The sequence below is a fragment of the Providencia sp. PROV073 genome (assembly GCF_033688125.1).
GTDB lineage: Bacteria > Pseudomonadota > Gammaproteobacteria > Enterobacterales > Enterobacteriaceae > Providencia > Providencia hangzhouensis.
The window spans coordinates 2,939,889-2,951,984 of record NZ_CP096353.1 but is presented as its reverse complement, the minus strand read 5'-3'; the positions used below and the strand labels follow the sequence as shown (position 1 = coordinate 2,951,984).

Here is a 12,096-nt window from a genome sequence, read left to right as displayed (position 1 = left end):
AATGTATTCCTTTTTGGATATGGATTAATTAAAAATTTCAGTGAGATGTATTTTATAATCATTGATATATTTTTCAATATTAGGTTCTTTGATCACGTCGTTAACCATAAAGGTTGGGAATTTTTTCAATCCGAGAAATTGTTGTGATTTATGAAAGGCAAAATAGACTCCATCTACACCTCGACCGTCAAAAAAATTATCAAATTCATCAAATGCATCGATAGGAGCATTCCAAGTCACTGAAAGCATATACTTTTTTCCATTAAGTAGGCCCCCAGTACCATATTGCTTGCTTGGATTTTGGCGGGTACGACCATCATTTGCATATAAATGGCCGTGACCGAGGGTATAAACGTCATCCATATATTTTTTTACCATCCAAGGCATCATCATCCACCAGCCAGACATTTGGTAATAATCGCATCTGCCCAAAGAAATTTTTTAACCTCATTTTCCTCAGCAGTTAGGTCAATTTACCTTGTGGTGCGGTTAATTAAATTGACATCCAGTTATTCTTCCAGTTTTTTGACTATTCGGCTTACCGCGAAATTTGCTAAATTAAGTTTATCAGCCGCTTTACTAAAACTTTTTTGTTCTACCACTTCAATAAATACACGGGCTTCTTCAGATGTTGCTCTCATAATGATTTTGTTAGCCAATAAGGTGATAGAAAAGGTGTTTATTATAATAACAAAGATAGGCATTAAAATTTAAACTAAAAGTTTTAAAAGATGGAGTTTTATTAGGCTTTTAACCTAATCATATTGGAGTCTGATCTATCGCTTTTCTTAAAAGAACTTTTAATGCTTCTATTTTGTTAAATTTTGACAAAAATCTTACAAATTATAGAATAAGAAGGAATTGGTCATAGGACTCGTAAGCGTTTACGTTAGCCAACGCATATAACTTTTGGCCACACATAGGTTATGTGCTTTGTGTGTCTGTTAACCTTGGAGTCTTTTATGTCACATCAAGACCGTAATTATATTTTAGGTATCCCAAAGTTACCTGCTCGGGCGATGATTTTTCTTGTTCCTTTCTTTTTATCCCTTGTCATGAGTGGAATTGTTTCGCTGATTAGTACCATAAGAGCCTTGGGCTTCACGAGTGACGTGTTTTCACCTTGGTTGAGCTCGTGGATGCTTTCTTGGATGATAGCTTTCCCAACCGTATTTTTTGTTTTACCAATTGCAAGGCGTATTTCATTGATGTTAGTGAAAACCACATAACCGTGTTGATAAAAGTTGCTAATATAATAGTGAATTTATGGGTATTATTTTGAATGGGTTGCTATGTCGATAAAAATTATTGGTTTGTTCTTTATCACTGCGTTGGCTGAAATTGCAGGCTGTTACTTTCCTTATCTTTGGATGAAAAAGCAAGGTGGGGCTTGGCTATTGATCCCGGCAGCCTTAAGTTTAATGCTATTTGTCTGGTTACTCACATTACACCCAGAGGCAAGCGGACGAATTTATGCGACTTATGGTGGAATTTATATTGTCACGGCATTAGCTTGGCTAAAAGTGGTTGACGGTGTTTCTCTTACCGTGACTGACTGGGTTGGTGCTTTAGTCGTACTGATCGGAGCCGGTATCATTATTAGTGGTTGGAAATAGAATTCAGTGTTATCACGTCACCTTAAAAAATTAATTATTTATTTTAAAGTGACGTGGAATTTAAGCCGACAACAGAATTATTTCTTTATATGGATTTCAGTAAATAATTACTAAATCCATAGTTAAATTTTAAATTAAATACAAGGGTTATTCTTTTCTAAGAAATAACATTATTTTCTTTTACGAAATGTTAATTGAAATGATGTTTAACTTAAATTTTTAAAATGTAACATTTGATCCAAATCAATTTAACAATAAGTACTCTATTGGTAGTAATTTTAATTGATGTTTAACTACTCAGTTAATATTAATTAAACTTTTATTTTCACTTTCATTGATTTTAGGCAATATCTAATCATATTAGACTGCTATTCTCTCACCGATTTATACAAAAAATATAAAGAGGTAGCAATGAACGTTAGTCGCAGAAAGTTTTTTAAAATCTGCGCTGGCGGGATGGCAGGTACAACTGTAGCTGCGTTAGGTTTTATGCCTGGAATGGCAATAGCTAATGTACGTGAATATAAATTACTTCGTTCTAAAGAGACGCGTAATACCTGTACTTACTGTTCTGTCGGTTGTGGATTACTAATATATAGCATGGGCGATGGCGCCATGAATGCTAAGTCCGCGATATTCCATGTCGAAGGTGACTCAGACCACCCGGTAAACCGTGGTGCTTTATGCCCTAAAGGGGCTGGCCTACTCGATTATATCCAAAGCGAAAATCGTTTACGTTATCCTGAATATAGAGCACCAGGCTCTGATAAATGGGAACGCATTAGTTGGGATGATGCTTTCACACGCATTGCACGCTTAATGAAAGATGACCGCGATGCAAATTTCATTGAAAAAAATGCGGAAGGAACAACAGTAAACCGTTGGTTATCAACAGGGATGCTTTGTGCATCAGCTGCCAGTAACGAAACGGGAATGTTGACGCAAAAATTCGCTAGATCGCTAGGAATGCTAGCGGTTGATAACCAAGCGCGTGTCTGACACGGACCAACGGTAGCAAGTCTTGCTCCAACATTTGGTCGCGGTGCGATGACCAACCACTGGGTTGATATCAAAAATGCCGATGTTGTCGTCGTAATGGGCGGTAATGCTGCGGAAGCACACCCTGTTGGGTTCCGCTGGGCAATTGAAGCGAAAAATAATAATGATGCCACACTGATTGTCATAGACCCGCGTTTTACGCGTACTGCATCAGTTGCTGACCATTATGTGCCAATCCGTTCAGGAACCGATATTACCTTTTTATCGGGCGTTTTGCTGTACCTGATTGAAAACCAAAAAATCAATGCTGAGTATGTTCAGAACTATACCAATGCGTCATTGATTGTTAGAGATGATTTTGACTTTAACGATGGCTTATTTAGTGGTTATGACGCTGATAAGCGTAGTTATGACAAAACCAGCTGGAACTATAAGTTTGATGAAAATGGTCACGCATTACGCGATGATACATTACAAGATCCGCGTTGTGTGTGGAATTTACTTCACAAACATGTATCACGCTATACGCCTGATATCGTTGAGCAAATTTGTGGAACGCCAAAAGCCGATTTCTTGAAAGTCTGTGAAATTTTAGCAACAACAAGTGCAGCAGATAAAGCTGGGACTTTCCTGTATGCATTAGGTTGGACACAACATACTGTTGGTGCTCAAAATATTCGCACCATGGCGATGATCCAGTTACTGCTAGGTAATATGGGGGTTGCTGGTGGCGGTGTGAACGCGTTACGCGGGCACTCGAACATTCAAGGCTTAACCGATTTAGGGTTACTATCAACCAGTTTACCGGGTTACCTGACATTACCTTCTGAAAAACATCAGAACATTGATAGCTACCTGACTGCGAATACACCGAAAGCGACCTTGCCAAATCAGGTGAATTTTTGGAGTAATTATCCTAAATTCTTCGTGAGTTTGATGAAGTCTTTCTATGGGGATTCAGCACAAGCAGAAAACCAATGGGGTTATGATTGGTTGCCTAAATGGGACCAAGCTTATGATGTGATGAAGTATTTTGACATGATGAGCAAAGACCAAGTGACGGGCTATATCTGTCAAGGGTTTAACCCAGTGGCTTCATTCCCTGATAAGAATAAAGTGGTTAGCTGCCTCAGTAAATTGAAATACCTGATTGTCGTTGACCCATTAGTCACTGAAACAGCGAATTTCTGGCAAAATCATGGTGAGATGAATGACGTTGATACGGCTTCGATTCAAACCGAAGTGTTCCGTTTACCATCAACTTGTTTTGCAGAAGAAGATGGTTCGATAGCCAACTCAGGCCGTTGGTTACAATGGCACTGGCAAGCCGCAGATGCCCCAGGCGAAGCGCGTAACGATGGCCAAATCTTAACCGGTATTCTGTATAAGATCCGGGAATTGTATGAGAAAGAAGGTGGCCAAGGCCAAGATCCTCTGATGCAAATGAAATGGAATTATAAACAACAATTCCATCCTGAATCAGAAGAAGTGGCGAAAGAAAACAACGGTGTTGCACTGGTTGATCTCTATGATGCAGACGGTAACTTACAAGCGAAAAAAGGCGAGCTGCTCAGCTCATTTGCCTTATTACGTGCGGATGGTTCAACGGCATCTTCTTGCTGGATTTACACTGGTAGCTGGACCGAGAAAGGCAACCAGATGGCTAATCGTGATAACAGCGACCCATCCGGTATCGGTAACACATTAGGTTGGGCATGGGCATGGCCTTTGAACCGCCGTGTGATTTATAACCGTGCTTCTTGTGACACCCAAGGTAAACCGTGGAATAAAGACCGCGTGCTTATCGAGTGGAATGGTAAAAAATGGGTCGGTAATGATATCCCTGACTTCAATGCTTCTGCACCTGAAGTGGGAACAGGGCCATTCATCATGCAACCAGAAGGTTTAGGTCGTTTATTTGCTATCGATAAGATGGCAGAAGGGCCATTCCCTGAGCATTATGAGCCATTTGAAACACCACTTGGCACTAACCCGTTGCACCCGAATGTGGTTTCTAACCCAGCGGCGCGAATTTTTGATGAAGACAAAAAACGTCTTGGCGACCACAAAGATTTCCCTTATGTAGGTACCACATACCGTCTAACAGAGCATTTTCATACATGGACCAAGCATGCTCGCTTGAACGCGATTGCTCAGCCAGAGCAATTTGTTGAAATCAGCGAAACACTAGCGAAAGCCAAAGGAATTGCGTTAGGCGATAAGGTCAAAGTCAGCAGTAAACGTGGTTTTATCAAGGCAGTTGCGGTTGTCACTCCTCGATTACAAACGCTGGTGGTGGATGGCAAACCAATTGAAACTGTTGGACTACCGATTCACTGGGGCTTTGAAGGCGCGACTCAAAAAGGGTTTATCACCAATACGTTAACGCCGTCTGTCGGCGATGCTAACTCTCAGACACCTGAGTATAAGGCATTCTTAGTTAACATTGAGAAGGCGTAAGGGAGGGAACATGTCCATGCAATCTCAAGACATTATTAAACGTTCCGCGACCAATAGCATTACGCCTCCGCCACAAGCGCGTGATGATAAACTTGAAGTCTGTAAGCTCATTGATGTGTCATCTTGTATCGGCTGTAAAGCTTGTCAGGTGGCATGTTCTGAGTGGAATGATATCCGTGACGAAGTTGGCCACTGTGTTGGGGTTTATGATAACCCAACGGATTTAAGTGCAAAATCGTGGACGGTGATGCGTTTTAGCGAAACCACTGAAATGGGTAAGTTAGAATGGTTGATCCGTAAAGATGGCTGTATGCACTGTACCGACCCTGGATGCTTGAAATCTTGCCCATCAGCAGGAGCAATCATTCAGTACGCAAATGGTATTGTGGATTTCCAATCAGAGCACTGTATTGGTTGTGGTTATTGTATTGCAGGTTGCCCATTCAACATTCCTCGATTAAATCCGAAAGACAATCGAGTGTACAAGTGTACCTTGTGTGTTGATAGGGTGAGTGTAGGCCAAGAGCCAGCATGTGTGAAAACCTGTCCAACGGGTGCTATCCGTTTCGGTACGAAAAAAGAAATGTTGGAATACGGTGCAGAGCGCGTAACGAAATTGCAAAATCGGGGTTATGCGCAAGCGGGAATTTATGATCCTGAAGGCGTTGGTGGTACGCATGTTGTTTATGTACTTCACCATGCTGATAAACCTGAACTGTATCATGGCCTGCCTAAAGACCCACAGATTGATACGCCAATCAATCTGTGGCAGGGCATCTTGAAACCACTTTCTGTCGTTGGATTTATCGCGACCTTTGCAGGGTTGATTTTCCACTATGTGGGAATTGGTCCGAACAAAGAAGTGAGTGATGAAGAGGAGAAAGATGACCATGAGTAAGAAAAGCAAAATGATTGTGCGGACTAAGTTTATTGACCGCGCGTGTCACTGGACGGTTGTCATCAGCTTCTTCTTGGTTGCTTTGTCGGGGATCGCATTATTTTTCCCAACACTGAAATGGTTGACGGAAACCTTTGGTACACCACAAATGGGGCGGATTTTACACCCTTTCTTTGGCGTACTCATTTTCGTTGTGCTGATGTTTATGTTTGTTCGCTTTGTGAAGCACAATATTCCAGATAAGCAAGACTTACCTTGGATCAAAAATATTGTCGAAGTATTGAAGGGCAATGAACATGAAGTGGCTGATGTCGGTAAATATAACGCCGGCCAAAAAATGATGTTCTGGAGTATCATGAGCCTGATTTTTGTGCTCTTGGTCACCGGTATTATTATTTGGCGCCCTTATTTCGCACATTTATTCCCAATGTGGATGGTGCGTTGGGGGCTGTTGATCCATGCTGTTGCTGCGATTGTCTTGATCCATGCCATTTTAATTCATATGTACATGGCATTTTGGGTTAAAGGTTCAATCAACGGAATGATCGAAGGGAAAGTTAGCCGCCGTTGGGCGAGAAAACATCACCCTCGTTGGTACCGTGATGTCGAAGCGAAAGAAGCTAAAGCAGAAGCTGAAAGTAAAAAATAATTTACGCAGCAGACGCTAAATAACTTAAAGCCATCACATTGTGATGGCTTTTTTGTGGGGATATTGGCGAATTTGGTTTTTATTGATGAGACGGGTTTAAATAGTCACTTGCCTTTATGCGATACAGCACATGTTCTTGTAACCAATGGCCATCAGGGAGTGTAGGGTGATAAAAATTATTTGGGTGTTTTATCATTCCAAGTCTTTGCATTACGGATTCTGATGGTAAATTGACTACTGCGGTAAACGCAACGAGCTCTTCTAGCTTTAGTTGTTCAAATGCAAATTTGATCGCGGCGTGAGCCCCTTCAGTCGCATAGCCGTGACGCCAATACTCGGGAAGTAAACGCCAGCCAATTTCAACACAAGGGGAAAAGGGCAGATTAGCAGCAGGAATATTTAAACCAATAAACCCAATAAATTGTTTGTTGGATTTCAATTCCACAGCCCATAGTCCCCATCCTCCTTGTTGAGCAAATTTATCTATGATGGTTTCCATAAATTGTGCATTTTGCTGCTCATTTAGTACTGAAGGAAAATAGCGCATGACATCGGGGTGGCTATTCATTTGGTAAAGTGGTTGCTTATCTTCTTCTTGCCAGCCACGTAACCGCAAACGTGCAGTTTCTAATCCAGTGATTTTCATGCCGACTCTTTATTAAGGCGCATGTGCAGAATAGGGAATGGATTGCCTTCACCATCTAATTCAGAACGTGCGTATTGTTTAAAACCCATATGCTGATAAAACCCGATAGCTTGAGGGTTTTGTTCGTTAACGTCCAACTCAGTAATACCTAAGGTATCAATAGCATATTGAAGAAGTTTCTTCCCTGTGCCTTGGCCTCTATTTTCTTGGGAAATAAATAACATTTCAAGACGGTGTTTATCGCACCCTAGAAAACCGGTCATATTGCCTGCGCTATCGAATGTCACAAAAACAGCTAAATATGGTAAATAAATATCTTTGATAGCAATTTTTAGTTCAGCAATTTTTTCTTCAGTTAAAAAATGGTGAGTTGCCCTCACTGAAGACTCCCAAACACGAATAATATCATCATCGTGTGCACGTGTAGCGCTTTGGACTATCATTATATTGTCTCCGTATATTGACTGGAAAATATTAACTTTTGCTTTTCTTATGTCAACCGCTGGTTTTAAATTTACTTTAAGGTTGTTTTTGAGATATTTATCGCAGAAAAAAAAGTCAACTTCGTCATTATTAGATAAGTTACGGCATAATTTTCTCACCAAGTTTTTTATATAGCGATAAACGTATTTTTCTTTGTTGACTTAATCGTAGGGGTATCTTAATGAAATATAAATTACTAACTCTCTGTTTATCCGCGGCATTATTAACACCTATTGCACCTGTATTGGCGAATACAGAGACCAAAGCAGATATGGTTTTGGATCAAGTTTTAGTTCTTAGTCGCCATAATTTACGTACACCTATTGTAAATACCGGTATTCTTACTGAAGTAACTGATAAAAAATGGCCTGCTTGGGATGCACAAAGTGGATATCTCACAACGAAAGGTGGCGCACTTGAAGTCTATATGGGGCATTATTTTAGGGAATGGATAGACCAAAATAAATTACTTGCAGATGAACTGTGTCCAACGAGTAACGAAGATATATACCTTTATACAAATAGTCTACAAAGGACGATAGCAACTGCCCAATTTTTTGCAGCAGGAGCCTTTCCTGGATGCAAGGTAAATATTCATCATCAGCCTGAAATTGGTAAGATGGACCCTGTTTTTAACCCAATTATTACGAATGCCTCTCCTGAATTTAAGCAACAGGCACTCGCTGAGATGGAAAAATATTTTAAAGGTTTATCACTAACTGCGGGTTATGAAGAATTAGATAGTGTATTGAACATTAAAGATTCTCAAAAATGTAAAACAGATAAGTTATGTAATTTAAATAGTCAAAAAAACAGTTTTATTATTGAAGCAGAAAAAGAACCGGGCGTCAGTGGTCCATTAAAAATTGCAAATTCAGCGGTGGATGCAATAGACCTTCAATACTATGAAGGTTTTCCTGCAAATGAAGTCGCTTGGGGGCTTGTGAATACCCCTGAAAAATGGAAAAAACTGAATACGTTAAAAAATGCTTACCAAGAAACGTTATTTACACCAAAAATTATTGCAAAAAATGTCGCACATCCAATACTAAATTATATCGATAAAGGTTTTGTTTCGGTCGATAAAGGAGAAACCGCAAAATTTATATTCTTAGTCGGTCATGATTCGAATATTGCGTCATTGATGTCAGCAATGGATTTTAAGCCATATCAATTACCAGAGCAGTATGAGCATACCCCGATTGGGGGGAAATTAGTATTCCAACGCTGGACGGATAAGCAAGCTAATAAAGATTTTATGAAAGTAGAATATGTTTATCAAACAGCAGATCAGCTGAGGGATAACACCTATTTATCATTACAGACCCCTCCTAAACATATCACATTAGAGCTAAAAGGGTGTCCAATTGATAAAAGCGGTTATTGTTCTTGGGAGGATTTCCAAAAAGTCATGGCGACAGCCCTAGAACAGTAATAACAAAGCCTAAGTGCCCCGCTAACTTGAGTGGGGCATTATTTTTTGGGATGATAGCTAAATTATATTTTCGGTTTATGAATCTCTTATGTGGACAAAACAGTCACGATGCCTATTCAGTTTTTACAGCTAAATCAAATTAGTATTGCAGATCTTATCGCATTAAATACTCATCCAGCCGTACTCGAACATATGCCTTTAGGGAGTAATCAATTCGATGAACAGGCCTGCCGTCAGTGGGTCATAGGAAAAGAGCAGCATTGGGAGCAATATGGCTATGGCGTATGGGCCATTATAGTTGATGGCCAGTTTGCTGGTTGGGGAGGGCTACAAAATGAAGCGGGCGATGCGGATTTAGCTTTAGTTTTACATCCTAAGTTTTGGGGAAAGGGAAAATATATTGTTAATAATATAATTAATAAGGCATTTACATCATTGAAGGTTGAGTCAGTCACGATACACTTACCGTTAACACGTAAGAAAGTATCAGCAATTTTGCGTTATGGTTTTATTGAGGAAGCCATCGTTGATTTTGACGGTATTCCTTTTAAGCGTTTTAGATTAAAACATTCATCAGTTTTATAGCATAAAAAAACCCTGCTAAAAAAGCAGGGCGTGAAAGTCACGAAAATGTTTATGAGTCTTTAATTTACCCTAAATGAGTGCATAAATAGCCTCATAAAGTGTGTGTCTTTGCTGTTTTTTGTAACAATCATTAAGGCTAAACCTTTTATTTGTAAAATGCGTTTATTTGGCAGCAAATAGCACTTTAGCCTTTATTATCGAACGACTAATACGCTAGTTTTCGCATAGCGAACTACTGATGCGGCATTAGAACCGAGCAAATAGGTTGACATACTCGGGCGGCGCGAACCTAATAAAATTATATCGGCGTTAATATCTTCTGCTGTTGCCAAAATTTCGTCTTTAACAGAACCGACGGTTGCTTTTGCCTTTACTTTATCTGCAGGGATATCAAATAATTTAATTTTTTCTTTTAACTCGCTAAGAATGATTTCAGCTTGTTTTTCATCATCAGGGAAGTCCCCTGGTAAGATTGTGCCACCGTAGCGCAAATAATTTGAAATTGGTGCGGTTACGGCAAGAAAGTGTACTGTTGCATCGTTCAATTTTTGTAGTGAGTTAACATGAGGAACTAATAAATTAGTGAGAGCATCTTCGGTTACATCGATCGGTACTAAAATTGTATTGTACATAATATCTCCCTTTTTCTTTTATATTATAAGCTTAGACCAATATCATACATTGTGAATTTGATTATTAATAGTAATGAATTTATTGGTGAAAGGGTGTGAGCAAGTAGCCGTAATAAGATTTTTTATCAAAAAATAGAAGTGCCCGATGTCATTATAATGAGCGACATCAGGCAAATGGCGGGAAATACTAAGTCAGATTTATTTTTTTACGCAGGCTTCTTTTAAACCAGCTTTACAGGCTTGAGCTAGATATTCAGCTGCAGATTTTTCGTTTATTTCAATTCCTTCACCACTTTCTAGCATTTTACCTACTTGATATTGCGCTGGTGGGAATTTTTTATCAGCAGATTTTTTGAACCATTCAAAAGCCGTAATATAGTTTTGTTTTACACCAATACCTTGATAGTAAAATTGGCCCATATAATTCTGAGCTTCAACATTGCCTTTATTGGCTGATTTCTCAAACAGATCCATGGCAGTTTCGAGGTTGGCTTCAACACCATTACCGTTTAAATACATATCACCTAAAAATAACTGAGCATCAGAATTACCTTTATTTGATGCCATTGTTAGCCATTTTTTTGCTTTACCATAGTCCTGTTTAAGCTCATTCCCAAGGTAATAGCCAATTCCCAACATGACTTGCGCTTTTATATCCCCTTTTTGTGCCTCCTGTTCGATACGTTTGATGGTTTCTTTGGGAACTGCAGCAACACTTAGGTTAATTGAAAAAGCACATAAAATAATAAATGAGAGAATTCTAAGCATGATTGATGTCTTATATTAGCGTTGTTTATTTCTATTTTTTAATAAAATGTCTCGATGAGATTTACTGTCAACAAAGTATATTATACAAAGAGAATTTACATCAAAATACGTAATGTAAAATAAGCTACACGCTCATCTTTTTACGCATTTTTAGGATAATTGATTACTTCTATACTCTACGATTTTAATTGAAAAATATCAATATGTAATAAAAATTACAATATATTGAAGTATGAAATTTAATGTTTCTTAGTCATTTTATGTGTTTATTGTAACAAGATCTTAATAAAGAAAGTGGTTGAAAAATCATATAAATCAGGTGGTAATATAAGTAAGCTTTGGGCGATTATTTTAGAAAAATATCTTATGCTAATAAAATCTCGATATAAAACACATAAAAAGTGAAAAAATAAATTAAATAGTATGTGCTATAAGAAAGGTGTGAATCGAAATTTACAGAATTCACACCTTCAGCAATATGCGAAAAATTTTTACTTTAACGGCTTAAGAAAGCTTATGACTCAAATAATGGCGTGGGTTTTCCGTTGTCATCAATTGCAACAAAATTAAACTGGCCATGTATTACTTCTTCACGACCATCTGAATACATATCTTCTAGAAAAATCGATACGTTGACCGTTAAACTGGTTCTTCCGACTCGAATAACTTTACCTACTAACTCAACAATGGTCCCTGAAGGGATTGGGTGGGTAAAGTTAATTTTCTCAGTTGATACCGTAACGAGGCGTTTACGGCTAAACCGTGTTGCGGTAATAAAAGAAACTTCATCCATCCAAGCTAGGGCGGTACCACCAAACAAAGTACTGTGGTGGTTAGTCGTTGTTGGAAATACGACTTTAGAGACGCGAGAAATGGATTGCTCAATTTTTTGTGCGATGACATCGTCAGCGATGGAGCTCATGGT

At 38.9% G+C, this 12,096-nt stretch carries 12 protein-coding genes and 2 pseudogenes; 7 read left to right on the top strand and 7 right to left on the bottom strand.

Annotation, left to right across the window (positions count from 1 at the left end; all coding sequences use genetic code 11):
• Positions 1–24: 24 nt before the first annotated feature.
• Positions 25–449, bottom strand: a pseudogene (locus tag M1F17_RS13480) (NAD(P)H-dependent oxidoreductase); the annotation flags it as partial.
• Between the two features lie 63 nt (positions 450–512).
• Positions 513–641, bottom strand: a pseudogene (locus M1F17_RS13475) (helix-turn-helix domain-containing protein); the annotation flags it as partial.
• Positions 642–962: 321 nt separating this feature from the next.
• On the opposite strand from M1F17_RS13475, the gene M1F17_RS13470 reads away from it, so the two are divergent.
• From M1F17_RS13470 to fdnI, 5 genes are all read left to right on the top strand, one after another.
• On the top strand, positions 963–1,229 hold the full coding sequence (locus tag M1F17_RS13470) for a DUF2798 domain-containing protein (RefSeq protein ID WP_004255963.1): 267 nt from the start codon (positions 963–965) through the stop codon (positions 1,227–1,229).
• 63 nt (positions 1,230–1,292) lie between these two features.
• Positions 1,293–1,616, top strand: coding sequence for a YnfA family protein (locus M1F17_RS13465; protein ID WP_004255956.1), 324 nt, complete (start codon positions 1,293–1,295; stop codon positions 1,614–1,616).
• 411 nt (positions 1,617–2,027) lie between these two features.
• A complete protein-coding gene (gene fdnG, locus M1F17_RS13460; protein WP_144141247.1) occupies positions 2,028–5,075 on the top strand; it encodes a formate dehydrogenase-N subunit alpha in 3,048 nt (1,015 codons plus the stop codon).
• A 10-nt stretch (positions 5,076–5,085) separates the two neighbouring features.
• Positions 5,086–5,973 carry a formate dehydrogenase subunit beta gene (gene fdxH, locus M1F17_RS13455; RefSeq protein WP_004909723.1) on the top strand — a complete coding sequence of 296 codons (888 nt, stop codon included), beginning with the start codon at positions 5,086–5,088 and terminating at the stop codon, positions 5,971–5,973.
• A complete protein-coding gene (fdnI, locus tag M1F17_RS13450) occupies positions 5,966–6,622 on the top strand; it encodes a formate dehydrogenase-N subunit gamma (protein WP_004255903.1) in 657 nt (218 codons plus the stop codon). The genes fdxH and fdnI overlap by 8 nt, the downstream gene beginning before the upstream one ends.
• Positions 6,623–6,701: 79 nt before the next feature.
• On the opposite strand, the gene M1F17_RS13445 is transcribed toward fdnI, so the two are convergent.
• Positions 6,702–7,268, bottom strand: a complete 567-nt coding sequence (locus tag M1F17_RS13445) for a GNAT family N-acetyltransferase (RefSeq protein WP_144141245.1) — start codon at positions 7,266–7,268, stop codon at positions 6,702–6,704.
• The gene (locus M1F17_RS13440; RefSeq protein ID WP_144141243.1) at positions 7,265–7,711 is read right to left on the bottom strand and encodes a GNAT family N-acetyltransferase; all 447 of its coding nucleotides are present in this window, start codon (positions 7,709–7,711) and stop codon (positions 7,265–7,267) included. The genes M1F17_RS13445 and M1F17_RS13440 overlap by 4 nt, the downstream gene beginning before the upstream one ends.
• A 221-nt stretch (positions 7,712–7,932) precedes the next feature.
• On the opposite strand from M1F17_RS13440, the gene agp reads away from it, so the two are divergent.
• Positions 7,933–9,186: a bifunctional glucose-1-phosphatase/inositol phosphatase gene (gene agp / locus M1F17_RS13435; protein WP_094960758.1), complete on the top strand. Its 1,254-nt coding sequence runs from the start codon at positions 7,933–7,935 to the stop codon at positions 9,184–9,186.
• A gap of 90 nt (positions 9,187–9,276) precedes the next feature.
• Positions 9,277–9,771, top strand: coding sequence for a GNAT family N-acetyltransferase (locus M1F17_RS13430; protein ID WP_226617109.1), 495 nt, complete (start codon positions 9,277–9,279; stop codon positions 9,769–9,771).
• A 194-nt stretch (positions 9,772–9,965) separates the two neighbouring features.
• Here the strand turns inward: M1F17_RS13430 and M1F17_RS13425 are convergent, their stop codons facing one another.
• From M1F17_RS13425 to M1F17_RS13415, 3 genes are all read right to left on the bottom strand, one after another.
• Positions 9,966–10,403 carry a universal stress protein gene (locus tag M1F17_RS13425; protein WP_004255887.1) on the bottom strand — a complete coding sequence of 146 codons (438 nt, stop codon included), beginning with the start codon at positions 10,401–10,403 and terminating at the stop codon, positions 9,966–9,968.
• 198 nt (positions 10,404–10,601) lie between these two features.
• A complete protein-coding gene (locus M1F17_RS13420) occupies positions 10,602–11,171 on the bottom strand; it encodes a tetratricopeptide repeat protein (RefSeq protein ID WP_004255883.1) in 570 nt (189 codons plus the stop codon).
• 514 nt (positions 11,172–11,685) lie between these two features.
• Complete coding sequence (locus M1F17_RS13415; protein ID WP_004255881.1) at positions 11,686–12,093, bottom strand: acyl-CoA thioesterase; 408 nt, start codon at positions 12,091–12,093, stop codon at positions 11,686–11,688.
• Between the last annotated feature and the right edge of the window lie 3 nt (positions 12,094–12,096).